Annotated in this window: 28 protein-coding genes, 1 tRNA gene and 1 pseudogene; 18 read left to right on the top strand and 12 right to left on the bottom strand. The window is 38.1% G+C overall.

Going from position 1 to position 25,496, the window contains the following annotated elements; all coding sequences use genetic code 11:
- The first annotated feature begins 9 nt into the window (after positions 1–9).
- Positions 10–1,170 (top strand): sulfate adenylyltransferase, encoded by a 1,161-nt coding sequence (gene sat, locus IC619_RS04030; RefSeq protein WP_191138842.1) that lies wholly within the window; start codon positions 10–12, stop codon positions 1,168–1,170.
- An 80-nt stretch (positions 1,171–1,250) separates the two neighbouring features.
- Here the strand turns inward: sat and IC619_RS16710 are convergent, their stop codons facing one another.
- Complete coding sequence (locus IC619_RS16710; RefSeq protein ID WP_191138841.1) at positions 1,251–1,973, bottom strand: trypsin-like peptidase domain-containing protein; 723 nt, start codon at positions 1,971–1,973, stop codon at positions 1,251–1,253.
- Between the two features lie 148 nt (positions 1,974–2,121).
- On the opposite strand from IC619_RS16710, the gene IC619_RS04020 reads away from it, so the two are divergent.
- Entirely contained in the window at positions 2,122–2,583 is a 462-nt protein-coding gene (locus IC619_RS04020; RefSeq protein WP_191138840.1) for a hypothetical protein, read from the top strand.
- A 46-nt stretch (positions 2,584–2,629) separates the two neighbouring features.
- A complete protein-coding gene (locus IC619_RS04015) occupies positions 2,630–2,809 on the top strand; it encodes a YqgQ family protein (protein WP_191138839.1) in 180 nt (59 codons plus the stop codon).
- Positions 2,810–2,835: 26 nt separating this feature from the next.
- Here the strand turns inward: IC619_RS04015 and IC619_RS04010 are convergent, their stop codons facing one another.
- The gene (locus tag IC619_RS04010) at positions 2,836–3,174 is read right to left on the bottom strand and encodes an EthD family reductase (protein WP_191138838.1); all 339 of its coding nucleotides are present in this window, start codon (positions 3,172–3,174) and stop codon (positions 2,836–2,838) included.
- A gap of 253 nt (positions 3,175–3,427) precedes the next feature.
- Here IC619_RS04010 and IC619_RS04005 point away from each other — a divergent pair, with 253 nt between their 5' ends.
- The 3 genes from IC619_RS04005 (at position 3,428) to IC619_RS04000 (ending at position 4,425) form a co-directional block, all read left to right on the top strand.
- Complete coding sequence (locus IC619_RS04005) at positions 3,428–3,967, top strand: inositol monophosphatase family protein (protein ID WP_249669674.1); 540 nt, start codon at positions 3,428–3,430, stop codon at positions 3,965–3,967.
- A gap of 48 nt (positions 3,968–4,015) precedes the next feature.
- Complete coding sequence (locus IC619_RS16705; RefSeq protein ID WP_249669673.1) at positions 4,016–4,240, top strand: hypothetical protein; 225 nt, start codon at positions 4,016–4,018, stop codon at positions 4,238–4,240.
- 96 nt (positions 4,241–4,336) lie between these two features.
- A tRNA-Leu gene (locus IC619_RS04000) sits at positions 4,337–4,425 on the top strand.
- Between the two features lie 35 nt (positions 4,426–4,460).
- On the opposite strand, the gene IC619_RS03995 is transcribed toward IC619_RS04000, so the two are convergent.
- Complete coding sequence (locus IC619_RS03995; RefSeq protein WP_191138837.1) at positions 4,461–4,763, bottom strand: hypothetical protein; 303 nt, start codon at positions 4,761–4,763, stop codon at positions 4,461–4,463.
- A 213-nt stretch (positions 4,764–4,976) separates the two neighbouring features.
- Between IC619_RS03995 and megL the strand changes: the two genes are divergently transcribed.
- Complete coding sequence (megL, locus tag IC619_RS03990; RefSeq protein ID WP_191138836.1) at positions 4,977–6,173, top strand: methionine gamma-lyase; 1,197 nt, start codon at positions 4,977–4,979, stop codon at positions 6,171–6,173.
- 60 nt (positions 6,174–6,233) lie between these two features.
- Positions 6,234–7,709: a sigma 54-interacting transcriptional regulator gene (locus IC619_RS03985; RefSeq protein ID WP_191138835.1), complete on the top strand. Its 1,476-nt coding sequence runs from the start codon at positions 6,234–6,236 to the stop codon at positions 7,707–7,709.
- On the opposite strand, the gene IC619_RS03980 is transcribed toward IC619_RS03985, so the two are convergent.
- Positions 7,706–8,485 (bottom strand): divergent polysaccharide deacetylase family protein, encoded by a 780-nt coding sequence (locus tag IC619_RS03980; protein ID WP_191138834.1) that lies wholly within the window; start codon positions 8,483–8,485, stop codon positions 7,706–7,708. The genes IC619_RS03985 and IC619_RS03980 overlap by 4 nt on opposite strands.
- A 182-nt stretch (positions 8,486–8,667) precedes the next feature.
- Between IC619_RS03980 and IC619_RS03975 the strand changes: the two genes are divergently transcribed.
- The 5 genes from IC619_RS03975 (at position 8,668) to IC619_RS03955 (ending at position 13,690) form a co-directional block, all read left to right on the top strand.
- The gene (locus tag IC619_RS03975) at positions 8,668–9,672 is read left to right on the top strand and encodes an LLM class flavin-dependent oxidoreductase (RefSeq protein WP_191138833.1); all 1,005 of its coding nucleotides are present in this window, start codon (positions 8,668–8,670) and stop codon (positions 9,670–9,672) included.
- 511 nt (positions 9,673–10,183) lie between these two features.
- Positions 10,184–11,011, top strand: a complete 828-nt coding sequence (locus IC619_RS03970) for a 5'-nucleotidase, lipoprotein e(P4) family (protein WP_191138832.1) — start codon at positions 10,184–10,186, stop codon at positions 11,009–11,011.
- A 505-nt stretch (positions 11,012–11,516) separates the two neighbouring features.
- Positions 11,517–12,041 carry a hypothetical protein gene (locus IC619_RS03965; protein ID WP_191138831.1) on the top strand — a complete coding sequence of 175 codons (525 nt, stop codon included), beginning with the start codon at positions 11,517–11,519 and terminating at the stop codon, positions 12,039–12,041.
- A gap of 249 nt (positions 12,042–12,290) precedes the next feature.
- The gene (locus tag IC619_RS03960; RefSeq protein WP_191138830.1) at positions 12,291–13,022 is read left to right on the top strand and encodes an HAD hydrolase family protein; all 732 of its coding nucleotides are present in this window, start codon (positions 12,291–12,293) and stop codon (positions 13,020–13,022) included.
- Positions 13,023–13,096: 74 nt separating this feature from the next.
- A complete protein-coding gene (locus IC619_RS03955; protein ID WP_191138829.1) occupies positions 13,097–13,690 on the top strand; it encodes an NAD(P)H-dependent oxidoreductase in 594 nt (197 codons plus the stop codon).
- Between the two features lie 1,174 nt (positions 13,691–14,864).
- Here IC619_RS03955 and IC619_RS03950 read toward each other — a convergent pair.
- A complete protein-coding gene (locus IC619_RS03950; RefSeq protein WP_191138828.1) occupies positions 14,865–15,257 on the bottom strand; it encodes a hypothetical protein in 393 nt (130 codons plus the stop codon).
- 805 nt (positions 15,258–16,062) lie between these two features.
- Between IC619_RS03950 and IC619_RS03945 the strand changes: the two genes are divergently transcribed.
- The 4 genes from IC619_RS03945 (at position 16,063) to IC619_RS03930 (ending at position 19,052) form a co-directional block, all read left to right on the top strand.
- Positions 16,063–16,581, top strand: coding sequence for a DinB family protein (locus IC619_RS03945; protein WP_191138827.1), 519 nt, complete (start codon positions 16,063–16,065; stop codon positions 16,579–16,581).
- A 951-nt stretch (positions 16,582–17,532) separates the two neighbouring features.
- Positions 17,533–18,162 (top strand): SPOR domain-containing protein, encoded by a 630-nt coding sequence (locus IC619_RS03940; protein ID WP_191138826.1) that lies wholly within the window; start codon positions 17,533–17,535, stop codon positions 18,160–18,162.
- A gap of 119 nt (positions 18,163–18,281) precedes the next feature.
- On the top strand, positions 18,282–18,758 hold the full coding sequence (locus IC619_RS03935) for a GNAT family N-acetyltransferase (RefSeq protein WP_191138825.1): 477 nt from the start codon (positions 18,282–18,284) through the stop codon (positions 18,756–18,758).
- Between the two features lie 54 nt (positions 18,759–18,812).
- Positions 18,813–19,052, top strand: a complete 240-nt coding sequence (locus IC619_RS03930) for a hypothetical protein (RefSeq protein WP_191138824.1) — start codon at positions 18,813–18,815, stop codon at positions 19,050–19,052.
- Between the two features lie 15 nt (positions 19,053–19,067).
- Here IC619_RS03930 and IC619_RS17295 read toward each other — a convergent pair whose 3' ends face one another.
- From IC619_RS17295 to IC619_RS03920, 3 genes are all read right to left on the bottom strand, one after another.
- On the bottom strand, positions 19,068–19,235 hold the full coding sequence (locus IC619_RS17295) for a YncE family protein (protein ID WP_191138823.1): 168 nt from the start codon (positions 19,233–19,235) through the stop codon (positions 19,068–19,070).
- On the bottom strand, positions 19,235–19,357 hold the full coding sequence (locus IC619_RS17020) for a hypothetical protein (protein ID WP_255506033.1): 123 nt from the start codon (positions 19,355–19,357) through the stop codon (positions 19,235–19,237). The genes IC619_RS17295 and IC619_RS17020 overlap by 1 nt, the downstream gene beginning before the upstream one ends.
- Before the next feature lie 435 nt (positions 19,358–19,792).
- A complete protein-coding gene (locus IC619_RS03920) occupies positions 19,793–20,329 on the bottom strand; it encodes a GNAT family N-acetyltransferase (RefSeq protein ID WP_191138822.1) in 537 nt (178 codons plus the stop codon).
- Between the two features lie 621 nt (positions 20,330–20,950).
- On the opposite strand from IC619_RS03920, the gene IC619_RS03915 reads away from it, so the two are divergent.
- Complete coding sequence (locus IC619_RS03915; protein ID WP_191138865.1) at positions 20,951–22,450, top strand: multicopper oxidase family protein; 1,500 nt, start codon at positions 20,951–20,953, stop codon at positions 22,448–22,450.
- 77 nt (positions 22,451–22,527) lie between these two features.
- Here IC619_RS03915 and IC619_RS03910 read toward each other — a convergent pair whose 3' ends face one another.
- The 4 genes and pseudogenes from IC619_RS03910 to IC619_RS03890 form a co-directional block, all read right to left on the bottom strand.
- Positions 22,528–22,788 carry an RNA-guided endonuclease InsQ/TnpB family protein gene (locus tag IC619_RS03910; RefSeq protein ID WP_191138821.1) on the bottom strand — a complete coding sequence of 87 codons (261 nt, stop codon included), beginning with the start codon at positions 22,786–22,788 and terminating at the stop codon, positions 22,528–22,530.
- A 442-nt stretch (positions 22,789–23,230) separates the two neighbouring features.
- Positions 23,231–23,836, bottom strand: coding sequence for an RNA-guided endonuclease InsQ/TnpB family protein (locus IC619_RS03905; protein ID WP_191138820.1), 606 nt, complete (start codon positions 23,834–23,836; stop codon positions 23,231–23,233).
- A 6-nt stretch (positions 23,837–23,842) separates the two neighbouring features.
- Positions 23,843–24,169 (bottom strand): annotated as a pseudogene (gene tnpA, locus IC619_RS17290) (IS200/IS605 family transposase).
- 618 nt (positions 24,170–24,787) lie between these two features.
- A complete protein-coding gene (locus IC619_RS03890) occupies positions 24,788–25,270 on the bottom strand; it encodes a hypothetical protein (RefSeq protein ID WP_191138819.1) in 483 nt (160 codons plus the stop codon).
- Positions 25,271–25,496 lie beyond the last annotated feature (226 nt).

Raw genomic sequence — 25,496 nt, 5'->3', positions numbered from 1 at the left:
AGTGTCATGATGACCACTTTGATTCAACCACATGGCGGTCAACTGGTAAATCGTGTATTAGAAGGCGAGGAACGTCTGAATTGGCTAGAACGCGCTAAACATTATCCGACGATCACAGCTAACGCTGTGCTTCAAAGTGATCTTTTATGTATCGCTACAGGTGTGTACTCGCCTTTGAAAGGTTTTATCAATCAGCAAGATTATGCCTCTGTTTGTCAACACATGCGACTTCAAAACGGAATGATTTGGAGCATTCCCATCACTATGGCTGTGTCTGAAGCACAATTGGAAACCATTAAACGGCATGATTATATGACCATTAAAGATCAAGGCTCAACCATCTTAGCCGTCGTGCAAGTTGAGCATATTTATCGGGTAGATCGGTTAAAAGAAGCGGAAATGGTTTATGGAACGACGGAAGAGAGACATCCAGGAGTAAAACGATTATATCAAACATCCCCTTGGTGTCTAAGTGGAGATGTAAGGCTTTTAAATCGTCCACAATTTGGTGATTTTTCCGAATGTTATCATGACCCGATTATGACACGTGCACATTTTCAAGAGAGAGGATGGAAAAAAGTAGTTGGTTTTCAAACACGCAATCCGATTCATCGTGCACATGAATATATCCAAAAAGCAGCCCTAGAAACGGTTGATGCCCTTTTTTTAAATCCATTAATCGGAGAAACCAAAACAGATGATATCCCAGTAGAAGTTCGGATGAAGAGTTATCAAACCATACTTGAACGTTATTATCCACAGGAACGGGTTTATTTTAGTGCATTTCCAGCGGCTATGCGTTATGCAGGCCCACGTGAAGCGGTTATCCATGCTATCTCTCGTCAAAATTATGGGTGTACACACTTTATTGTAGGTCGTGACCATGCAGGTGTAGGGGATTACTATGGCACATATGAAGGGCAACATATTTTTGATCAGTTTTCATCACAGGAATTGGAAATTACCTTGATGTTTTTTGAGCACAGCTTTTACTGTAAGCGTTGTGAAGGAATGGCATCCTTCAAAACATGTCCACATGATACGGATGCACATGTCGTGTTGTCTGGTACGAAGGTTCGTGAGATGCTACGAGCAGGAAAAAAGCCACCTTCAACTTTCTCGCGTCCTGAAGTTGTTGACATTTTAATAGAGGGAATGAAATCCAGATAAATCATCCCGCTCTCTTAGCCCCCTAGATTGAACTGAATCCAGCAGTTGGGTTACAGTTCAATCTAGGGGGCTAAGTCGTATTAATAAGAGATATAACGTCTTGCAGTTGATTTGATTTCTTCAATTGGAATCGCAAACCCAAGGCATTGTGAAGGCTGTAAGATTAAGGTGCATACCCCGACTACTTCCCCTAGTATATTGACCAAGGGACCACCACTATTTCCAGGGTTTATCGCACAATCGGTTTGAATAATATTATCGTATAAACGGTCTCCTACATATAAAGGCCTATTTGTCCCGCTAATTACACCTACGGAGACGGAATTATCCAATCCAAACGGATTTCCAATCGCGATCACCCATTCGCCCACCATGGTACTTTGTGAGTTTCCAAGCATAAGTGGTTTTGGTGATTTGGGAAGGTTCACTTTGAGGACTGCAATGTCTCTCGCTTCATCTGCCCAAGTGACTTGAGCAGGGATGGCTTTTTTGTAACCATCGACTTTGCATAGAATTTCAGAAGACCCATGGATGACATGTTCATTGGTTATGAGATATCCATCTGGATGAATAAAAAATCCGGATCCATATTGTTTACTAGATTGACGGGCTTGCCTACGCCCTGGACCAAATAATTGATTAAATTGTAAGGAGTCAAATGGACTTGTTTGCGCATCTTGTTTACAAGCAAGAGATACAATGCTTTTTTTAGCTTGCCTGACAACAGAAACAAAAACATTGGCAGGGTGTGTTGAAGCAGTTGTTGCTTTCGAACGTTGGATACGTAATTTATTTGATTTCACTTTTTCACTCCCAATCCACTCACTACCAGTGACGAGATATCATATGCAAATTGTTATTAATCGGGTCGGGCGATCCTGTAGTCATATCAAATCGTTCTTGTCCGTATAATGATTAATAAAGGAAGTAAGTAAGGTTGGAGGGGCGAGTATGCAACAACATTTGCGAAGATGGTTTATTTTACTGTTATCTTATATAATGATCATCGTTATGGCAGTGGCTGGGTATTTGTATTATGAGAATATGCAGACGAAAAGATATATTAGAGCGGTGGAACAACAGGGTGGGCTTACCTATATCAATGAAATCTCAAATACATATAAGTCTACCATTGAAATGTATTCGAATTACAAATTAAACAAAGAACGAAAAGCTGAAATCGTGGTAAAGCTAAATGAGTTAAGGAAAAAGCTAGAACAAGTTGAACAACAAGTGGAAGATCATGAAATTGATCATCCCATTAATTATGCAGCAGTTTATCATGATATGAAACTCGTAAACGTCATATTGACTGATTTTTCAAATGATGAAATCATTCCGATCGTGGTATTACATGCGATAGAGGGGATCGGAGATTTGAAGAAAGAGATTACTTATATTGAATATCGATAGCCCGTGTTACAATAGAGATATAGAATCAGAACAGAGGATGAATGGTATGATCGAAGTAAAAAACTTGGTAGATGTACGAACTTTGCTCAAACAGTTTGGTCTTGTTGTTTATACGGGTGATGCTGAGGCGGATAAAGCGTTGATGGTTGATGAATTAAAGGAATTACAAGAAATGGGATTGATTGCAAAAGAAACGTTTATAGCAGCATATCGTATTCTGAAGTAGTCCGACTAAAAAAGAGCGAACATCTTTCATTCGCTCTTATTGTAATAGGTCGTTTCATCTCCCACATAAGTGGTCATAAAATGAGAAGCAACTTCTAAGATGCATTGTGCTGCTTCGATACCTTCAGGTGTTTTAAGTGCTTGCTCAAACGCTTCTGCGCTTTCATAGTATGTCTCGCATTGGAGAAAATACTGGGCTTCATTTTCACTAATTTTATTTTCAAAAGGTGAGGGAACGAGGCGAGTCATTTTAACTTTTACCACGCCAGGAACGCTCATTAAGTGAGGGAGAAAGGTTTCAGTATAAAATTGTATAAACTCTTCCTGATTGGAAATATCTTTATATAATGCAGTAGTCTTAATCATATTAGCTCCTTTCCGTTCTACCTCATACAATGACGATATGAAGAAATGAAATAATAGAAAGATAATAGAACACGTTAACATCATAACTCATTTTAGATGGATTGAGTATGTCTTTCTTTTTAATTGGGTTTAAAAAAGGTGAAAATATTTGTATTTTAATGCGTGCTATGCGTTAAAGCCGGAACGTGAGATTTCGTTTCCCATGCAGAATTGTAAGCATTTCATATTAATTACACTTCAAAGGGGATAAAAAATGACATTTAATTCCATTTTGAATCGTGCAAAAAAAACAGCAATTAAAGCAACTTCAGAAGCTGGAGCGTTAATCTTGCTTCATTTTGAAAGGGATAAGAAAATAGAGCAAAAAGGAACTGATGGTGATGTCGTAACAGAAGTAGATCGAATGGCCGAACGGCTGATTCGTAAAAGAATTAAATCTGTTTTCGTGGATCATCAAATCAGAGGGGAAGAATTTGGACAAGTCGATGCACAAGAGTCCGAATGGATATGGTTAATCGATCCTTTAGATGGAACGAACAACTATGCCATCGGGCTACCTGTGTATGCGGTTTGTGTTACGCTGATGTATCGAAACGAACCAGTGCTAGGTATCATTTATGAACCGCACTTACATCGTATGCATGTGGCACAAAAAGATAGGGGTGCACAGTGTAATGAGCAATTTTTTACGATGAAAAAAACGGGGGAAGCAAAGCCGACCCTTGCTTGGATACAAGGGCATCATGTGTTAAGAGATCCGAACGCCATGCGGTTACGCGCATCTATGCTTTAGCAAAGTAAACGCATATTAACTTTATGGGCGCCTTCAGTCGCATGGTGTTTGCTTGCGAAAGGTGAAATCGATGCGATTGTACTGTATGATTCAGAGGGAGAAGATTTATATGGGGGAGTACTATTAGCACGTGAGGCAGGTGCATCAGTGATTCAATTTAATGGGGACGATTTTTTCGGTCAGAGAGATCATCCTTATGTAATCGCATGCCATCCTTCAAAAAAAGAAATATTTCTAGATATGGTTAGAAATGGATTAAATTCAAAAAATTAAAGCTTTGATTTTTTTACGAAATAAAGTTGACCCTGATCAGGAAGCGTGCTATTATAAATGAGTCGCCACGAGATAGTGGCTCTGCCTAATAAACATGCTGGGGTGGCGGAATTGGCAGACGCACAGGACTTAAAATCCTGCGGTAGGTGACTACTGTGTCGGTTCGAGCCCGACCCTCAGCACCATAAATAAAAAGGAGTCTACATATGTAGACTCCTTTTTATTTATGGTGCTGTCCATTTGGAAGTGATAATTCATATAATAATTCTTCAGGATTGGGCTCTTCTGAAACAAACTCAAGAATATGTTTTAATACCAAATAAGCTGAATAACCCTCGTCTAAATAATTGCTAGTAAAAAATAGATGCGTCTTCGGACATAGCAGAAATGCCTCACTTGCTTCAATTTCATCTATCCGCCTAAACACGACTTGCAAAATATCAGCTCGATCACTTGTCAGCTGTCCATTTTCCCAGTAAAGTGTGACATGGTCATACAACCATCCCTTAATTGTAAACTTCATGGTAAACCTCCTAAATGCTGTTCATTTAAAAATACAACATAAAAGCATAAAGTCCTGCTTAATAAGATGGAAACTTTTAATTCCATCTATGCAAGATATGTTTCCAAATTTATCGAGTAAACCTCCAAACCCTGCTCATTTTGGCTTGGTATTAAAATTGCATAGAAAAAGAGTGAGGGAATAATATCTGCATGACTTGGAGGATGAGGATAAATGAAATCGAAACAGAAACAGAAGTCATATGGCTTGTCGACACGAGCGATTCATGTCGGGACATCTCCTGATCCACAAACAGGGGCTTTAGTGCCACCGATTTATCAAACTTCAACATTCGTATTTCCAACGGCTGAAGAAGGGGCCAATCGTTTTGCAGGTGAGGAAGGTTATATTTATTCAAGACTAGGTAATCCCACAGTTAAAGCGTTGGAACAAAAAGTTGCCAACTTAGAAAGTGCTGAGGCTGGATTGGCATTTGGTTCGGGGATGGCAGCAGTTTCAGCCGTTTTACTGGGACTCTTACGATCGGGTGATCATGTCATTTGTTCTCGTGGACTCTACGGCTGTACTTTTGGCTTACTGCGTGATCTGAAGGAGCGTTTTCATATCGATTTTACTTTGTGTGATATGACACAACAAGATGATTTGCAAAAGGCGATACAGGCAAATACGAAGGTGATTTATATCGAGACGCCAATTAATCCAACGCTAGAAGTTATTGATTTGGAAATGGTTGCTTCAGTAGCGAAAACGAATCAGATTACAACAGTAGTAGACAATACTTTTATGACCCCATTCTTACAGCGACCACTTGAATTTGGCTGTGATTTGGTGCTTCACAGTGCCACAAAATATATAGGTGGACATGGTGACGTGGTTGCAGGAATCATAGCGGGAAAACAAGAAATAATCGATCATATTCGTATGACTACTCAAAAAGATATTGGTGGGATATTATCTCCATGGGATGCATTTCTCTTGATTAGAGGACTAAAAACACTAGGGCTTCGTATGGAAAGGCATACACAAAACGCTTTTCAAGTTGCCCGTTTTTTAGAAAAACATCCGCAAATTGAATCGGTGTATTATCCGGGACTAAGTTCTTCTATGTATTATCCATTCGTTCAGAAGCAAATGGATGGAGCAGGTGGGATTATCAGCTTCGAAGTGAAAGGTGATACACAATCAGGCATTCATTTTATGAACCAGCTTAAACTGTGTAAAATTGCAGTTAGTTTGGGCGATGTCGATACTTTAATTCAGCATCCAAGTACGATGACTCATGCGATTGTACCAGAAGAAGAGCGATTAAAAATGGGCATAACACCTGGGTTGATCAGGCTTTCTGTCGGAATTGAAGATGTAGAAGATGTCATTGCAGACTTGGAACAAGCACTAAGCGCAATCGAATAAATCATATAGAAAAATCATGCAAATTGACGTACTTGATAAAATAATGGGAGGGGGGATCATTTGATTTTAAAAATTGAAACAATCGATCGAGTTGGAATTACTTATGATGTCATTAAAGCAATATTTTCAAAGCAGCTTGATATTATTCAGATGGAAGTGAAGCCACAATTTATCTACTTAAATATTGGGATAGAAATGAGAGATAAAGCACAACTCATAAGCGTGATCAAAAAGGTTCCAGGTGTTTTAGAGGTTCAAACAGAAGTCTTTTTACCTTCTGAGCGAAGTAAACAACAGATGGATACGATTTTGAAAACCATGTCAGAAGGCATTTTACTCGTAGATGATAAAAATTTGATTCAACTCGTGAATCGAGCAGCGGAAAAAATGCTCAAACAGACAGCCGTCCAATTATATGGGAAACATCTATCCAAGATCGGTGTTTATCATACAGATGAGGGTGCTGTTATTTCTAAAAATTTTCTGATTCAAACACACCCTCTGCAAGAGGGCGAAGTCATCATATTACGTGATTTCAAACATATTCGCTCCTTAATACGATCAGCTAAGCAATCAGGTGCGGTTTATTTTGAGGATATCTTACATCATAGTTCAGAAATGTCTTCTTGTATGGATATGGCTAAGCGGATTGCGAAAGGCGATGCCACTGTTTTTATATATGGCGAGAGTGGAACAGGTAAAGAAATGTTTGCAAAAGCGATTCACTATGAAAGTGAACGTACAGATGGTCCCTTCATTCCTATTAACTGTGCGGCTATTCCTGAATTACTATTAGAAAGTGAATTGTTTGGTTATGAAGAAGGTGCATTTACAGGGGCTAGTCGTGGTGGAAAGAAAGGATTAATTGAGCAAGCCCAACACGGAACACTTTTCTTAGATGAGATTGGAGAGCTTCCGCTCCATCTGCAAGCGAAACTACTACGAGTATTGGAAGAAAGAAAGGTGCGAAAGGTGGGAGGTCGACAAAGTAAGGAGATTGATATTCGTGTGATTGCGGCTACCAATCGTAATCCGATAACATTGGTAAAGCAAAAGAAATTTCGTGAAGATTTGTATTATCGTTTGCATGTGTTACCGATTCAAATTCCTTCTTTGAGAGCAAGAAAAGAAGATATACCATTACTAGTGGAGACATTTGTTAATCGGATTTGCGCACGTTTGGGACGAAGTGAATTAAAAATTTCACCCGCGGCGATGCATCAATTACTGAACCATCACTGGCCAGGTAATGTCCGTGAATTACAAAATGTATTGGAACGCTCTATTTATTTATGTGAAGATGATAGTGAAGAACTTAGAGAAGTTATGATACAACAAATGATTCATGAAAAGCCGCTGTCATGTAGTGACAAACGAAGCTTAAAAGAAGAGATGGCTAAGTTTGAGAAACAGTTGCTTAGTGAAGCGCTTCTTCAATATAAAACTGCTCGAAAAGTCGCCCAAGCACTTCAAATTAGTCATACAGCAATACTTAAAAAATTACGTAAGTATGAATTAAACCTACCGAATCGTTAATGTTTTGAAGGAGAAACGATTTCCGAGACATGTACGAGCTCTATTTGTTCTTTTTTGAACTGAGTAAGCACGTCTGTGGTTGCCTCATAAGTATTGATTCCTTGATGCCCCACATGTCCAATTGCAATCCCCCACCCTTGATTGAGCGTCCGTTTAATCAAAAGTTGATACTGATTAGAAATCGCGCTCTTGCTGTTTTGATTGTCTAAAAAGAGCGTACGCCGTTTATAGGGTACTTGCATTTCTTTCGCTAATTTTTCGATTTTAGAATGGGTACTAGTTAAGCTATCGATAATAAACAAATCTCGCTCTTTTAATACCTCTAAAATGGCTTTGACCACACGTTCATCAGCGGTTGCTTTAGAACCCATATGGTTGTTAATTCCGACAACATGAGGAAGGCTATCTAAATCTTTTCGCAAGGTATTCTTAATTTCTTCCGAAGTCATATCTGTTGTAATCGCACCTGGGCCAAGCCAACTCTTTTTACCTCGTACAGGCTCCATCGGAAGATGTAAGATAACTTCAAAACCTGCTTCATGCGCTTTTTGTGCATCTTCGGTGGAAGTTTTTAAAAATGGCATAATCGCAACAGTTAAAGGAGCTTGTATCGAAAAAAATGCTTTACTTCCTTTTAAATTATTGCCAAAATCATCAATGATAATGGCTACTTTTTTGGGGGAGGATGATAGGGCATATGAAGTAGACATAGGCGTACATAAAAAAAAGACACATAGGACAAGCATTAAAATTTGTTTTCTGTAGTCGGTTCTCATAAATGACTCCTTCGCTGTGACTTAACTATAATGTGTGGTAACGACCTCTTTTTTATGTATGGGTGACTTCACAATCGTTTTAATTGCAAAGTAACAGGGAATGATACATAGCAGATCTTTCGATAAGGGTGTTTGACCCGAACTGAAGGGATAAATATTTTGATGAGTTGAGGTGGACACCCATGATTAAATTAAGTGTTTTGGATCAATCACCAGTCCCATTGGGTAAAAAACCGGTAGAAGCATTAGCGGATACTGTAAAGCTTGCTCAAGTCACTGAAAAACTAGGTTATCATCGTTTTTGGGTGGCAGAGCATCACTATACACGTAGCTTAGCTGGTTCAAGTCCCGAAATTCTTATTGCGCATTTAGCGGGTAAGACAAAGCAAATACGGCTTGGATCAGGTGGGGTCATGCTTCCCCATTACAGCGCATATAAAGTGGCAGAAAACTTTAAAATGCTGGAAGGACTCGCTCCTAATCGGATTGATCTAGGTATTGGAAGAGCCCCGGGAGGTATGCCATTGGCTACAAGAGCACTACAAGAGGGCCATACATACCGGCATGATCGGTATCCGGTACAAATCGAAGATTTAGTTGCCTATATGCATGACGATGTAGACGATCAACATCGGTTTCCACATTTGCTTGCAACACCATTGTTAGATACTGCTCCGGAAATGTGGTTATTAGGCTCGAGTGGTGGTAGCGCGATGTTAGCTGCGAAACATGGACTAGGCTATGCATTCGCTCAATTTATAAATGGCGCTGGTGGGGCAGAGGTGGTTAAAAAATATCAAGCATCCTTTCAACCCTCGGCTGTAAATGATCATCCGCACGTCTTGCTGGCTATTTTTGTTGTCTGTGCGGATACAGAAGAGGAAGCCGAAAAACAAGCTTCTGTTTTAGATTTGGCCTTGCTACTCATTGAGAAGGGAGGGGCAGGTGCCAGAGGGATACCAACAATAGAGATGGCACAAAAATACCCTTACACGGATTATGATCGCTATCGCATAGCTGATAATCGGAATCGCATGATTGTTGGAACCAAAATGCAGATAAAAGAAAAGATATTAGCCTTAAGAGATACTTATAAAGCGGATGAGTTTATGGTGGTGACCATTACACATGATTTTGAAGCAAAACTACGCTCATATGAATTAGTTGCTGAGGCTTTTCAAGCGTAAAATTGTGCTACAATCATCTTATCATTTACATGACAAGATAAAGGGTGTGGGTGTAATGGTAAAAAAGATGATCCAACGAACCATAAAAAAAGAAGGTACGAAACTACTGATTCGAGTCATTCGCTCATTTTTGAAAAAAAGAAGATAAGATCAAACTCCCTGAACATTTAAAGATCAGGGAGTTTGATTTTTGAGCAGGGTTCAGCCAAGCCCGAAACATTCCCTATTTAAATACAAAGCGTGTGAGTATAGGTGCCGCATATTTAAATAACTGAAATAACACCCCGAAAATTTTCCCTAATACAGCCATCCTCACTCCTCCTTTCTACTTACATCCATACACTATCCTATTGACGACATAGATGATTTGCGTAGGACAATTGACGATAAACTTAAAAAATGGGATGTTTCATTAAATAAGTTGTGTATGAACGCGTCTCCCACCACAGTTGTAATCTTGGTATAAAAAATACAGATTCGGAAAAGGTTATGGCTAAGAGGGGGGATGTAAATGATGCGTTTAAAGTCGATTGGATATTTGGGTTTCAATGCTTGTTTGCTCTGTTTACTCTTAGTCGGGTGTGCGAATCAGGAAGAACCGCAATCGCAAACCTATGAGACTGATCAAGATAAAGCGCATAATCTCATGATGGCGGTGTTGTGGCAACAAACTGCGGGAGAAACGAAAGCATTACAATACCAAGCTTACCAGTTGGCTGAAGAAAAAATGAAGGCAGCCTTACAACAGAAAAAAAATAAAAAATGGGCGGTTATATTAGATTTGGATGAAACGGTTTTAGATAATAGTCCCTACCAAGCTTATACTGTTCAATCAGGGGAATCTTATCCAGTAGGATGGGACGACTGGGTACAATCGGCAAGTGCCAAATTAATTCCTGGTGCCAAGAAATTTTTGGATGAAGCCAATCAGAGTGGAATTGAGATTTTTTACGTCAGTAATCGCGATAACAAACATTTATCAGCTACCATACGGAATATGAATGATTTAAAACTACCACAAGTTGATGAAAATCATATCTTATTAAAAACAGAAACCTCAAATAAAGCGTCACGCAGAGCGAAGATAAAACAAGATCATGAGATCATGATGTCGGTTGGCGATAATTTAGGTGACTTTGCTGAAGATTATTATAAGAAGCCTTTACAGGAGAGAAATCAAATTGTAGATGAACAAAAGGAACAATTTGGATCATTATATATCACCTTACCTAACCCCATGTATGGAGATTGGGAAGGCGCTATATATGGGTACAAATATGATTTAACAGAGGAAGAGAAAGCTGATCTACGTGAAAAAGCTTTAAAATCATTTCGATAACAAATGAAACAGCAAACATATATGAAGTTTGCTGTTTCATTTGTTATCGGAACGCTTTATGTTTTATAAGAAGTGCGTTCATTCACATGATTCATTTATCTAATTGTCTTCTACTATCCTTTGCTCAAAACCTAATGATCAGATATATTTCCGCCTCATCCATTTGTGAAGAGACAGGGAGGTATTTGCTCATTTACTGCTTTTATAAATATATATAATTCATAAAAAATATCATATTCGTCTTATACGAGTATGCCTAAAGTTATATCTTTACGGATTTGATAGAGAAAAGCATTAATAGATTGAAATAATGACTGATAAAACATCCTATCAGGCAAAGAAATTATTATAGTGCAAGGGTAGTATTAGACGAGCGGGTCAGTTTTGATGTGATATAAAAATAATTCTTTGATAAATGGAACCATCAAAAATAGACATCAAATTGCTTATTATTCAGAAAATAATAAATGGATGCTAATCTAATTGTAATGGAGATGAGTTTAAAATGTTAGAGCTTACATTAGAAGAAGTTAAAGTGATACATGCTAGTTTGAAAAAACAGATAAAAGAAATGGCGCAAAATTTAGATCGAGTTGAAAGTGAACAAGAACAAGAAACGTTGCAGAATGAAATTGCCTTTATAGCTACTGTGATTAAAAGAGTGGAAGTTTATCAAATTCATGCGATTGAACAAACAAAAGCGAATAAAGGATTGCAAAGGGATCCAATCGCATTACCAGATAGTATCTGGGATAGCTTATATTTTGGTATTATTGAGCGCTTGCGCTTTATTAAGACATCCATTGATGAACAAAAAGGTGAGTTAGGACCAGCTGAAAAGGAAGAGTTGCAAAAAGAGTATAACGATGTTAAAGTTGCTATTTTATATTATTTAGAATATGAAGACAAAAAAGCAGGGTTTGCATTGCTTAAGCAATTAATGGAGTTTGATTGCGAAATCGATTCATTCGTAAATGAACAAAGTATTTGTGCAGATGTAATAAGTAAAACGGTTAATCATGAAAAGTAACAGTCGTGTTGGTTAATCGAAATACACGACAGTAAAATGGGGAAATCGTGAAAAACAATCTCCCTGACAAAATTGACAACCATATCCATGAAGAAGATTTCTGTCATTATCATTCACACGACCTCCTACAGTTTATACGATTTTTTTGAGAAAAGGGTATAAACAGACACAAAAAACGGGGCTGCCTACGAAAAAGAAGGTATATAGCAATTATAGGATGCGAATATGGAGTAGGAGGCGTGATGGAAAGTGAACATTATTTTCGATATGGATGATATCGAATTAGTTTCAGAGAAAATACGAGACTTTTTCATTCATCTTGATTCGATAGGTCACAATGTTGCATTCACTTCTATGCAACATTGTCGTGATATGTATCCATTGCTAGACCATCGTTTTCGCAAACATCTATTCGTAGGGGCAAATGGAACAATAACACATCTAAACGGCCAACTTAAAGGTGTATATGCATTTCCACAAATACAAGCTGAGCGAGTAATCGCTATACTAGATCAATATCAAACTTCCTATATTGTAGAAGGCGTTTGGAATTACAGTAAAAAAGGTGTAAACATTCAACCCATCTTCTCACAAAAAATTGAAGGTCCAAATCGCGAAGTGAAATACGATGAACTTGGTACGATGATTCGCATCATGGTTTTCCCTTGTGAAAATTGGACCAAGCTGGAGGAGAAACTTTCTGGCTTAAATTTGCAAATTAGATACTATGATCATTTGCAGGTATATGAGATTACATTACCCGAAGTGAATAAATTATCCGCTTTTGAAAGTCAGGCATTTACACAAAATCCATATATATACATAAGTCAAAGTAATATGGATACAAATTATTATGAAAGCGCATTCTTGGAAACATCATCAGGAAAAAAAGCGGCTGCTAATCGGATTGCAAAACTGATGTTTAAAAATGAACAAGATATGAATGATAATATGATACAGCAAATTCATCCATTATTGTGATGGATGAATGCGAATAGGGGACTCGGGGATATTAAGAGTGAATCACGACATCTTAGTCATAGAGGAGAAGATATATGAAGCATTTAGTGATTTATGCTCACCCTAATCCTAAGAGTTTTTCTCATGCCATTCAAGAAACCATCGTGGAAGAACTGCGAGCCAATCACAACGACGTGAATACCCGTGATTTATATCAGATGGGTTTTAATCCCATATTAGCCGCATCCGATTTTGAGCAATTACATGCGGGTCAGGTTCCATCTGATATAAAAGCGGAGCAAGACCTCGTCAAATGGGCAGATATACTTACCTTTATCTACCCCATATGGTGGGGAGGCATGCCAGCCATTCTAAAAGGTTATATCGACCGGGTATTTGCTTACAATTTTGCTTATAAATATGAAAATGGTGTGCCTCTTGGATTGCTAAATGATAAGAAAGTGATGGTTTTCAACCCGACAGGATCATCAGACGAATTATATGAACAGATTGGCATGCATGAAGCAATAGAAAAAACATCCGACTTAGGGATCTTTAAATTTTGTAATATGGAAGTGCTAGAACATAAATTTTTCGGCGGAGTTCCTTCTGTAGACCAGACTGTACGGGAACGATATTTAAAAGAGACAAAAGCCATCATTTCTAAATATACAAATATTGGGGTGTAAACATGCAGAGTGTCTGCATGTTTTTTATATAACTTCCGGGAGCCCCTTTTATTTTAGACGATACATAAGACTTGAGAGCCTTTTCCAACCTTGGTTTTTCCTACTTTTGTTCCTCCCTTTTTAGCAGAAAAAACTCATGTCTAGATGAACGATGTCCAGTTCGAATTTAACCTCTTTATATAAATTTGGTAATAAAAGACGCCAAATTCGGTTCCAATTTTCCATTTTTTCATAATCACGATGTTTTCTCCAACAAGTAGAAGAAGAGCCGTATTTTTAGGGAAGGTCCTGCCATGGACAACCTGTTTTTAGTACATAGATGATTCCATCTAATGTTTTTCATCGATCTGCGATCGGTCTTCCTTTTCCGTTCTTTCGTCTAGGTAAATAGGATTCTATTTTCCGCCATTGTTAGTCTGTAAGTTCAAGTCTATTCATAATTTATAGCATACTCCATTTCTAACATTTATCACCAAAATGTATAGTTATGATTTTTGAAATGGGCTCTAATGAGTATGAGGTTAAGACTGATTTTCCAGTAGTGGAAAAACTGCTACGAGGAAAATAACATTACGAAAATAACGAAGTTATAAATTGACCATTTAATTAACAACAGCTAAACATAGAAGATCACAGAAACTTATTTGTTTTAAAATGCCCACTTTATAAACAGATTAAATTTAACCAATATTTAATTCGTTTATAAGCAAGTTGATGGCATTTCCATAAGGCTTGATCCACTATAAAGGAAGGGGTAAAAATAAACCTGAACAAGTCTAAGGGGATAGGATTCATTTTTGATAGATTCATAATTAAGGCGCTCACTTTTCATTGGAGGATTGAAGGATAGTAGCTGTACGCTTAGCTCTAGGGTGCTCTAGACAGTATTCACCAAATGTTTTTGAAGTTAGTAGGATTCATTAACAGCAGTGTAAAAATAGTTCTTCAGGGGGCCCGGCTTAAGTAAAGCCCCTTGAAGAACTAGCAAAAATAAAAGTCCAGTAGATCTAATCCGTTTCACTTTTGATGTGGCTCTATGCGAACAAAAGTACAAGCCATGATTAGAGAAGACCCCAATGATTGAAGATAAGAACGACTATTTCATTTTGATAGATGGAAAGGACTCAAGTTCGCAAGAGAAGACTGTCGTTATGGAATTACTTCGATTTTTTAATTATCGATAAGTTGGATAAACTTTGCCAGTCAAATGAAGCTCTTCTTCACCAAATACAAAATTATATAATACAGCTTTATATTTCTTGCCTTCTTCTAGATCAAAAGAAACCGTCTTTTCACCATTGACTAACCGTCTACACTCGTAGTTCACTTTATTTTCATCTGTTAGACATACACTTAATCCAAAATAATAATCAGGATCTTGGTCAAATTCGATTTTCATTGATTCTACATTGTCCCCATTCAGTGTTTTGTCTGGAGCTAAAACAGTTGTTGAAACTTTGAAAAAACAATCAAATGTGTAGGCTGTCGTTTGAGCGGATACATTTGATCCTAAAATTAACGCAAACACCAATGCTGAAAAACTTGTAAATAAAGATTTATTTATCAAAGTAAAAACCCCTCTCTGTATTATAGATGCACATGCATACTATATCATAATTTTTATTTTTTTTAAAAAACATGATACCGAAAATATAAGCTCTGAATTTACATGCACAACAAAAAATCGGCTCATTGGGGGGAGGGCATAGCCTGGACGATATTAGGCATATACATGTGATTATGCGTAAGGCGTAACAAAACTTTATCTTAATCGTTGGGGTAAACATCTCTGTGCGTGTTGGCTAGCTCGATGTTTGTGGCGAACTTCAACCAGAGTTCTGTGATCGTATCTAGATGATGTCATTTTCTGGGTTTTGCTACTCGTGTGATAGGTTTAATTTTATTCATATGATCATTTGCTTTTTCGTGTGAAAAAGTTAAGCCCAAAATGGATTTGTAATTTTTTACTAATGAATCAAAATAGTCATAAAATATAGTTGAACCTTCTTAAATTAGACATTATATATTAAATCCCGCCTATACGTATAATCAATTAGATGTACCATACAAACTTAATTTATCAAAAAGTATTAAAGGTAGAATTTATATAAGTGGAAACACTATTTTGCTTTTCTGTGCGGTGCAATATGGTCTTTTTTATGAGGTGAAACTTAACCATATCTAAATATTTATGCTTGATGAATGGAGGAACTGGGTGCCTATCGAAATGCGTAACTAGCAACTTCACCACCCACCATGGTTCCAAGTATGGAACTTTTTTTGTCTTGTTCCACGAATTGCTTTGTTCTTTCATTTTTAAAAAAAGAGTATAATGAATAGGTGTATAATTAAAAATAATGGGAGGTTTTTGTATGGATTTTAAACAATGTTTATTACAAGAATTAGAGCGTGAGTATACAGTAACTCGTAACATTTTAGAACGAATACCAGAGGATAAACTAGGATGGAAACCACATGAAAAATCCATGTCATTAGGTCGATTAGCTATGCATATTGCTAACTCAATCGGAGGGTTAAGTGATATATTGGCAAAAGAAGAAATAGACGCAAGAGCGATGAAGAACAGCATTCCAGAACTAAAGTTAAATGAAAAAGAAGATATTTTAACAGAACTAGAAGTGAGTTTAGAAAAAAGTAAACAATTTATAGAAGGATTGGATGAACAATTTGCATTGGCAGAATGGAAGTTAACAGCTGGGGAACAACAATTGATCGCTTCACCTCGTTTTGAGGTGATACGATCACTTATGTTTAACCATTGGTATCATCACCGTGGGCAGCTGACGGTCTATCTACGCTTACTCGATATACCAATCCCTTCTGTGTATGGACCGACAGCTGATGAAGGCCCATTTGTTCAGAGTAAATAGACTATTTTATTAAGTTCCATTTGATTCATTTGCGCCCGCACACTCGTGATTTCAATCGTGAGTGTGCGGGCGCATCGGACGTTAGTCCGACTTTTTTTTCTTTTTTTATCTATGTATATTCGTTAAATAACAGATATTCTACTAGTAATTATCTATAGAAATGGAGGGGGATTTTTGAAAGTAACTAAAGGACGTGGATATGTCTTTTCCATTTAGTACCATATGGGCTTATCGTGTATTCAAAAGAGGAATGATTTTTGCTGCAACATTTGCATATGAGTTTGTTCATCAAATAATACCTGGATGAAATAGGGCTGTAGAGAAAAAAGGTCGTATTTCATTCAAATGGTTTTATCGTTATTTCAATAAGACTGATGGTTATGTTTTTAAAGGAAATATTAAATTATAGAACGATAAAAGCAAATGCTATTTTTAATATATAGGAGTGATTTCTATGGAAAGCAAAGAGAAAATAATAAAGGGTTTCTATTATTTTGTATTGTTTTTTATATTTATGTTCACATCTGTACTAATTTCTAGGGCTTTTGGTATTTACAATACTTATTTAAGCGTTATCATAGCATTTTCTAGTGCTTTTTTTGCAAGGAAAATAGTAAAGCAGATAAATTTGAATCATAAGGGATGATATCATAATTTTTATCTGTGAATCTTATATTTATAAAAAGTATCAATGGATGCGTAATATGCATATTGAAAGCACACTTTTTCAAGCGCTTTGCATCTTTATAAGTGGAATTAAAAGGCAATTGTCTATCGTTATACGGTAAAAATTTTTCATATATAGGAAGTTCATAAGATTAGATCATGAATACGATGTCAATTAAGTCAATTGACTCTTGGATTAGAAAATAATATAATTTTTATAAAAATAGCATATTACAGTAGTTTTTCTTTCGCTGGTTCATGCTTACAAAATTCGAGGTGAAGATGATGGGGAAATGGTCTTTATTTCTATCTGCGCTCGTTATATTTGCATTGATAGGGAGTGGAGAAGCAAAAGCGGCTAATATAGAAACAAATCAAATCAAGTACGTACTCCAAGGTGAGGCACGGTTGTTTGAGGGGAGCTATGGTTACCGTATCACGAAAGATCATGACGTTCAGTTAAAGGGGTTTGGGACAGCGACAGAAGGTGGTCCCAGTTGGGGAGAATTTGAAATTGATATCATGGTAGAAGACGATGATGATTTGCTTGTGGAACTATTTGCTCCTCCTGTTCGAGATGATGATCCAAATCAAGTAGATTTGCTTACATTTCCGTTAAAGGAAGGAAGTGTTCCTTTAGAAAATCAATCTTTCCGAAATATTTCGATTCAGAAAGAATCGAACATCGTTTGGCATAAAGTGATTGCTGGATCTTTTATGAATAAAGAGAATGCGATCAACCGTGAAAAATATTTAGAAAGTAAAAGTATTGATGCGTTTGTTGTGCAAACACGGATCGGGAATCAAGTTTGGTATCGTGTGCAAGCAGGTGCATTTACGAATCGACAGAGTGCTGATACAAGGTTGGAAGAGATAAAAGCAATTGGAATTCAGGATGCCTATATCCTATTCTAGTTTTATAATGAGCACTTATCGTGATTTGGACTCCATGAATCAAGGAGTCCTTTTTATTTAAAATAAAGGCATTGTATACTGTAGTCGCCGATTGAATGATGGATGGAGGTATTTATCCAATGAAAATTTATCAAACAGAAGATGTGGCGCTTATTGCGAAGCTAAATGAGCATGTACATAGGCTTCATGAAATATGGTATCCAAGCCTATTTAAGTCATATAATTTTACTGAAATAAAGAGGGAATTCGAAAAAATAATCAAACGACCACAATTTTGTTTTTTCATGATAGAAGATAAGCAGGTTCCGCTTGGATATGCTTGGATCGAAAAGCGAGAGTATGTAACATCTGCATTTCGTCAATTTACAAAATCGTTATATATTCATCAACTTTGTGTGATTCCGGAAGCGCGTGGTCAAGGGTTCGGTAAGGCATTGATGTTTGAAATCGAGCGACTGGCAATGCGAGAAGGTTATACACAATTAGAACTTGACTACTGGGTGAAAAACCAGGCTGCAAGCGATTTTTATTCATCGATAGGATACCGCGTCCAGCGACAACAAGTCGTGAAAGAGATGCCTACTTTTGCTATTTAGAGTGGAATTGGTTATGATTAATGGCGATATGTAATGACGATAGGAGGTATCCCAATGAAAAAGATAGGTGTTTTTGTGCTCATGATGATAGGCTCACTCTCTTTAGTAGGGTGCGGAGCGGATGAGTATGTGGTGTTTAAATCATATGAAAAAAACGATGCGACCTATTACGATTATCTGGGGTGTGTCACGCGTTCTAAAGTAGATTATAAAATAGAGAAAAATGGCGAAGGAAATACGATTTATATTCATAAAGATGAAATTGACCATATTAAAGAGATTTGTGAAAAATAAGCGAATAAAGCAAGTTTAATCTGTCGGCGTAATGGTTATCGCTTCGGGATTAGATATGAGAGAAATTGTTGCAATGACTTGATTGGTTTTAACTGCAATAACGGATATTGAACCACCTCTTAAATTTATGACATATACAAATTGATTATTGGGCGTGGTTGTGAGAGAGATAGGGGAACCCATTAAGCCGATATTCGCAATGATAGAGTGGGTCTTCTCGTATCGACAACGACGATGCGATTTTCCACCATATCTGCTACATATACAAAGGGCATGATGTTACTCGTTCCGTTCGGATAACGCATACATTTTATGCCCTTCGTATAATCATTCGTATAAAAAGTTAAAAGGAGCGATGGTCATTGCATCTGCTCCTATATGACTTGTCGGACTGGATGTTGGTATTCCTTTTGGTTTTTAATAGAAATGTGATCGGTACGATTTAATAAGTTATGTTGATCCACATAATTACATTTCGGGCATTTGACCAGCTTCGTACGAGGTGCAGCCTCGCATACCTTACAATTACACTTTGGGCATATAATGGGTATTAATTGCTGCTCCTTCACTTCGATCACTCCTCAAATAGTAATAGAACGCTTGTTCTGATCTTACTCTATTTATACTTGATTCTTAATTTTTTGTCAATACGTTTTGAGTTTCTAATCTGGGCTGTGTAGAGGATTACCCATAGCGTATGCGCTACACAAGAGAACGACACACTTATAAAGGAAACAGGGTCATGAGTTGAGTTGCTTATATTCAGGTGCTAAAAGGGACATCAATAGGGTATCATACCACCTACCATTTCGAAATAAGGATTGTCTCAGTTTTCCTTCCTCCACGAATCCGATTCGTTTATACAAGTGGATGGCTCGTGAGTTAGATTCAAAAACCTTTAATGAGATACGGTGTAAACCTAGTTCATTAAAGCCATAGCGTAGCAGGATTGCTAGCGCTTCTTGTCCGTACCTTCGTCCCCAATATGCTTTCTCTCCTATATCAATGATGCATTCTGCCTGTCGATTGTAGAGGTCGATATGTATGAGTGATGTCACGCCAATAGGTTTCTGATCAGGGATATGTTCAATCATATAACATTTGGAATTAGATGCACAAATAACTTCATCATAAAATTTTTTTGTTTCCTCATAACGGTAAACATCTAAAGTTGGATGCGTTGATTGCGTGATTTCAGGATCATTTCGCCATGAATGGTAGATAGGGATATCGGCTTCTTTCCACTTGCGTAATTGAATGTTTTCGGTATGAAACATAGATATTCACTCCTCTTTGAAATGAGTATAACATAAAGTTTAATGTTAAATTTGTTTTTATATTCCAATATACATTATGGTTATAAATTGAACCTCCAATCATTGGCTGATCCGTTTCACTGTAAGCGCCTATTCGCTACAGCACGCATTTAGGCGCTTACGAGCCCTAACACCTGCCGTATATATGCAGGAGATATGTATTTCTTGAGCAATGACACTTTTAGGACTTGCGAACGCGAAACCTCCACATTTCAATGAGAATAGATGGAAGTGAGTCTCGCTGGAGGTACTCAGAGCAACAAGCTCTGCTGTAGATAAGTACCCTAGTGCGAACACACGAAAAACGAGTGATTCTTGATAACGCAATAGGATTTTGGGCATGGAATGTGCCTTCGTGGATACATGTAGGATGCTGCTCGCCATTTCATTGGTGATGTAGTTCACAAGATGGTGACCCTGTATTGAAAAAAAACTGGAAGCTCACCTTCACATTTTCGCCAAGCCCATCAAGTACTATGAGAATTGAATCAATCATATATTCACCTTAGCAGTTGGAGAGGGTGAATACACGTGCTGGCACAGCTACCGTTATTTGTAGACCCCTTACCGATTCCGTCTCAGATGAAACCATTGCAGAAGACGGCTAAGGGAACATTTTATCGTGTAGAAATGAAGGCATTTCTTGCGAAAGTACATCGTGATTTACCACCTACTCGTATGTGGGGCTATCAAGGGAAGTCTCCTGGCCCTACTTTTGAAGTAGAGCGCAATGAATCCGTTTTTGTAGTGTGGTTAAATCATCTACCGCGTCACCACTTTTTACCGGTTGATACAACCGTGCACGGTGCAGGAAAACAAGTGCCACAGGTTCGGGCTGTTGTTCATCTTCATGGAGGGGTTACACCAGCAACTAGTGATGGCTACCCAGAATCGTGGTTTTCGAGAAACTTTGAAGTGACAGGACCGACATTTGTAAATGTGGTAAATGACTATCCGAATATCCAGCCTGCCACTACGTTGTGGTATCATGATCATGCCCTTGGGATTACACGATTAAATGTTTATGCTGGATTAGCAGGTTTCTATCTGATTCGGGATCCGGATGAGCAAGCATTAAATCTTCCATGTGGCCCTTATGAAATCCCGTTACTTATTCAAGATCGCTCCTTTCGAACGGATGGCGCCTTGTATTATCCAAGTGAACCCACACCCCCTTCACCCCAGTATCCGCATCCATCCGTTGTCCGTATGTTTTTTGGTACCACCAATACTGTAAATGGGAAAGTATGGCCTTATCTAGAAGTGGAACCACGCAAATATCGATTTCGCATTTTAAACGCTGCCAATTCCCGCTTTTATAAGATTAGCTTAGATTCTAATCTAGCATTTACGGTAATCGGGACAGATCAAGGCTTACTACGTACCCCTATAGAACAGACTGAAGTCGAATTGGGACACGCTGAGCGAGTGGATATCATTATTGATTTTTCCAAGCATACAGGAGAGTGGATAACGCTACAAAATTCCTCTACCCGAAATGAGGCACCACTTGATCCCCAGACTACGGGTCAAATCATGCAATTTCGCGTCACCTTACCGCTGTCCGGTGTAGATGAAAGTCAAATTCCGCTGAAGCTGACTTCCTTTCACGACATCCCCATTCAACTTACAAATCGAACACGTTATCTTACCTTAAACGAAGTGAAAGATCGTTATGGTCGTCCACAAATGTTACTCACCAACCGGACATGGTCAGCACCTATTACTGAAAAACCTCACTTAGGTGATATTGAGATTTGGCAGTATATCAACACCACGATGAATGCTCATCCCATGCATATTCATCTCGTGCGTGTACAAGTGCTTTATCGTCGTCGCTTTAATGTGGAGAAATACAAACAAACGGGTAAGTTGCTATATGAGGGACCGATCATACCACCAGAACCGGCAGAGCGCGGCTATAAAGATACCGTTGTGGCTCCACCAAACATGGTTACGGGCGTGATCACCCGTTTTATTCCTTTCACGGGTAGATATATTTGGCATTGTCATATTCTTGAGCATGAAGACTATGAGATGATGAGACCGATTGAAGTGTTGCGTGAACTACATCGCCATTGAAATGGCGAGCTTCTCGTTTCATTGAATCGACCAACGTCGCACTCTCCGCGAAGGCACGTTCCATGCCTGAGATCGGTTTAGGCTACTGCTTTTTTGAGGATGTTTTTTGCGGCATTGATGTCCCTGTCTTCTGTATAGCCACAAGAACAGCTATGAACGCGATCTTTTAGTCCCTTCTTTACAATTAGACCGCATTCCGAGCAAGCTTGTGATGTGTTGTATGGATCAACTTGTATCACTTGCTTACCAGCATACGCTGCTTTGTATGTCGTGAATTGAACAAGCTGATTCCATCCAGCGTCAACAATACTTTTCGCTAGTTTATGGTTTTTGACCATCCCTTAGATGAACAGATCTTCAAAGGCGATCAGGTCGTATTGATCGACTAGGCATCTACTGATTTTATGATTCGTGGGCGATGTATTCATGCAATTTGGCTAGTAATAAAACTGCTTTTCTGCGACGATTTGATCCTTTTTTTCGTCTGAATACGATCCGTTGGAGTCGTTTGAGCTTACGCTCATACTTTCTAAGGTACTTAGGGGGCAAGCGTGTTGATTTCCATTATTTTTCCATTTTAGCGTCGTGTATTTTGCTCTCCATGCACTTTCGACTTGCAAAGCAGCTGAAAAGACCGCTCCGCCAAAACCTTACGGCGCTCCCAAAACTCCCTATCGGTCAAACAGGTTGTCCGCTTCTCCCTTCAGGTTTTGGCTTCGCTAGGTACGGCTGAAAGGCATTTCCGCTCAAAATACACTTCCTAAATTTGGATAATCAACACTACTGCTTAGGGTGTTCGAAGAACGCCCCATCCGATGTAATAGCCAAATGTTTGACACCCAGATCCACACCGATTTGTTTCCCTGTTGCATGCGCTACAGGTTCAACTTCACAAGAGAAACAAGCATAGTACTTACCATTCTTGCGCATGATGGTACATGTTTTGACCTTTCCTTCCATCAGTCTATGGCACTTGATGCGAATATTACCGATTTTAGATAGCTTCAGATATTTACCATTAAGCGTGAACCCACTTTGTGGGTATGTAAAGCTATCATAACGATTCTTGCCTTGAAATCGTGGATATCCGGGCTTTTCACCTGCTTTGATCCTACGGAAAAATGCTTTAAATGCCTTATCGAGACGATGGAGAACATCTTGAAGAACTTGTGAGTATACGCCTGTGAATGCAATAAAATGGCTCTTTAGTTGTGTTAATTCTTTCTTTTGCGTGTAGAAAGTTAACGTCATTCCACGCTTTTCATAAGCAAACTTCCGTTGTTCTAGTGCTGTATTATACAGCCAGCAACACAAATTCAAGGCGGTTTCAATTTGATAAGCTTGTGCCTGATTCGGTTCTAGTTTGAATTTGTATGACTTCATCATTTGATTTCACCCTTTCTTTTTCTGATTTTGGGTGTACTTACGGATCGTTTCCTCAGAAATGGAGCCAATGGTTTCAATATAGAAGCTACGATTCCAAAGATGACCGCCCCACAACTTATCTTTTAGTCGTGGAAACTTAAGAAACAACTTTCTAGCAGAGATTCCTTTCAGCATTTTCACGATGTAGGATAAGTAGAGGCGAAGACGTGGACTTCAGCCATTACGACTTGCGATCTCTTGAAAAAGGTCTTTCAAGTGTGATTCAATTTCTCGATCGCGTATATGCCTACGATACTTGACTGACCAGACCATGTGATCGTTGACATTGTACACGCAAGCTCTAGCGTGCAATACATTATTTTTACTCCTATATATCGTGTAACAAATACAGGTATTAATCAGCCATATATAAAGGATACTTACAACACATATAGTAAGAGATACAGGCGGAAAATTGTTGCTCTAAGCACCCCCAAAAAGCAGGGAATACCGAGCGACGCTTACTTTCATCTACCTCATTGAAATGGGGAGGATTCTCGTTCGCAAATCCTAAATAGTCAGCATGCATGTGCATAAGACGAAATAGCACACGATGATACAGTCATCCAATACCCTATGGCCAATGATTCAGCGCGACAGAAATGGTACAAAAGCATCCCTAAGTTCTAGTGAAACATAAGAAATACCTAGACGCTTTTAATCAGAGTTAGCGCTATTTAACAAAAAGGTACTTGAGCGAGGAACTATAAGTCTTGAACTGAAACTATGTAATGATAAAAGTATAAATCGTCAACTTTATAAGACTGAGCTTAAATTAACGCCTTTTAAATTTATAAAATGATCATGGTCGTTACTGTATCGATATACATGCTTAGTGGCTACCATCTATCCTAGACAATGGTAGTCACTAAGCATACTATTTTTTAAAATTCACTTAAATGGATACTCGACCTATCTCTTTTTAGCACGGACTAAACGGCTTTGGGTTTTGGTATTAGCATTTTGGTCACTGAAAGAAATTGCTGAAACAAGATCCACATTTGGAAATTCGGAGGATCCGACTACTCTTACCCATTCAAGTTCAGATATTGGAGAAATACTTGCCGTGATAGGTGCAAATACTCTAAACAAAAATCTTGATATATTTTCATAGGTTGGTGTAAAGGCAATGAAACGTGGTGGTAGTCGAAGTGTAGTTTGTGGAACTACACCTCTTCTAACAAGCGTACGGTTATTCCATGCACCTAACACTGCCTCATTGAAAATGGCTTGAATATTAACAGCATCATCGGCAAGTGATACAGGCAAATTACGAACAGCAAATGTTACGCTAATCACCTTTTGAACAATATTAAATTCCTCTAAATAAGAATCTGTATTTGGAACAACGATATCAACCGTAGTTATCGTAGATATCCCTCTACTAGCTGCCATATTATAAATCCACCATCCTTTTATATACGTGATCAATCTATGTATCTTATGAAATAAGATAGCGTTATGTGAGGGCGTTAGTAGAGAAGTTGGATAGGCTACACTTGATTGGACAATAAAATTAAGGTCAGGTAGACTTGATTCAATAAATGAAACGAGGAATAAATTACTGTAATTCCACGTTGCTCTTCTTTACAAGTGTACCCGTGGTGCTAGTTAAATAAAA

It is taken from the genome of Polycladospora coralii, assembly GCF_014773435.2.
Lineage (GTDB): Bacteria > Bacillota > Bacilli > Thermoactinomycetales > Thermoactinomycetaceae > Polycladospora > Polycladospora coralii.
The sequence above is the reverse complement of the archived record's forward strand: the minus strand, read 5'-3'. Positions and strand labels throughout refer to the sequence as shown.

What these genes read in the sequence shown, in the direction of transcription:
- IC619_RS04005 (WP_249669674.1), top strand. Translation starts at nt 3,428, where the DNA reads ATGACATTTAATTCCATTTTGAATCGTGCAAAAAAAACAGCAATTAAA.
- IC619_RS03930 (WP_191138824.1), top strand. Translation starts at nt 18,813, where the DNA reads ATGAAAAAGATAGGTGTTTTTGTGCTCATGATGATAGGCTCACTCTCT.
- IC619_RS03890 (WP_191138819.1), bottom strand. Translation starts at nt 25,270, where the DNA reads ATGGCAGCTAGTAGAGGGATATCTACGATAACTACGGTTGATATCGTT.
- IC619_RS03980 (WP_191138834.1), bottom strand. Translation starts at nt 8,485, where the DNA reads ATGAGAACCGACTACAGAAAACAAATTTTAATGCTTGTCCTATGTGTC.
- IC619_RS03910 (WP_191138821.1), bottom strand. Translation starts at nt 22,788, where the DNA reads ATGGTCAAAAACCATAAACTAGCGAAAAGTATTGTTGACGCTGGATGG.
- IC619_RS17295 (WP_191138823.1), bottom strand. Translation starts at nt 19,235, where the DNA reads ATGGGTTCCCCTATCTCTCTCACAACCACGCCCAATAATCAATTTGTA.
- IC619_RS03915 (WP_191138865.1), top strand. Translation starts at nt 20,951, where the DNA reads ATGAAACCATTGCAGAAGACGGCTAAGGGAACATTTTATCGTGTAGAA.
- IC619_RS03905 (WP_191138820.1), bottom strand. Translation starts at nt 23,836, where the DNA reads ATGATGAAGTCATACAAATTCAAACTAGAACCGAATCAGGCACAAGCT.
- sat (WP_191138842.1), top strand. Translation starts at nt 10, where the DNA reads ATGACCACTTTGATTCAACCACATGGCGGTCAACTGGTAAATCGTGTA.
- IC619_RS03940 (WP_191138826.1), top strand. Translation starts at nt 17,533, where the DNA reads ATGGGGAAATGGTCTTTATTTCTATCTGCGCTCGTTATATTTGCATTG.
- IC619_RS03975 (WP_191138833.1), top strand. Translation starts at nt 8,668, where the DNA reads ATGATTAAATTAAGTGTTTTGGATCAATCACCAGTCCCATTGGGTAAA.
- IC619_RS04010 (WP_191138838.1), bottom strand. Translation starts at nt 3,174, where the DNA reads ATGATTAAGACTACTGCATTATATAAAGATATTTCCAATCAGGAAGAG.
- IC619_RS03935 (WP_191138825.1), top strand. Translation starts at nt 18,282, where the DNA reads ATGAAAATTTATCAAACAGAAGATGTGGCGCTTATTGCGAAGCTAAAT.
- IC619_RS03970 (WP_191138832.1), top strand. Translation starts at nt 10,184, where the DNA reads ATGATGCGTTTAAAGTCGATTGGATATTTGGGTTTCAATGCTTGTTTG.
- IC619_RS03965 (WP_191138831.1), top strand. Translation starts at nt 11,517, where the DNA reads ATGTTAGAGCTTACATTAGAAGAAGTTAAAGTGATACATGCTAGTTTG.
- megL (WP_191138836.1), top strand. Translation starts at nt 4,977, where the DNA reads ATGAAATCGAAACAGAAACAGAAGTCATATGGCTTGTCGACACGAGCG.
- IC619_RS03995 (WP_191138837.1), bottom strand. Translation starts at nt 4,763, where the DNA reads ATGAAGTTTACAATTAAGGGATGGTTGTATGACCATGTCACACTTTAC.
- IC619_RS03955 (WP_191138829.1), top strand. Translation starts at nt 13,097, where the DNA reads ATGAAGCATTTAGTGATTTATGCTCACCCTAATCCTAAGAGTTTTTCT.
- IC619_RS17020 (WP_255506033.1), bottom strand. Translation starts at nt 19,357, where the DNA reads ATGCGTTATCCGAACGGAACGAGTAACATCATGCCCTTTGTATATGTA.
- IC619_RS04020 (WP_191138840.1), top strand. Translation starts at nt 2,122, where the DNA reads ATGCAACAACATTTGCGAAGATGGTTTATTTTACTGTTATCTTATATA.
- IC619_RS04015 (WP_191138839.1), top strand. Translation starts at nt 2,630, where the DNA reads ATGATCGAAGTAAAAAACTTGGTAGATGTACGAACTTTGCTCAAACAG.
- IC619_RS03920 (WP_191138822.1), bottom strand. Translation starts at nt 20,329, where the DNA reads ATGTTTCATACCGAAAACATTCAATTACGCAAGTGGAAAGAAGCCGAT.
- IC619_RS03945 (WP_191138827.1), top strand. Translation starts at nt 16,063, where the DNA reads ATGGATTTTAAACAATGTTTATTACAAGAATTAGAGCGTGAGTATACA.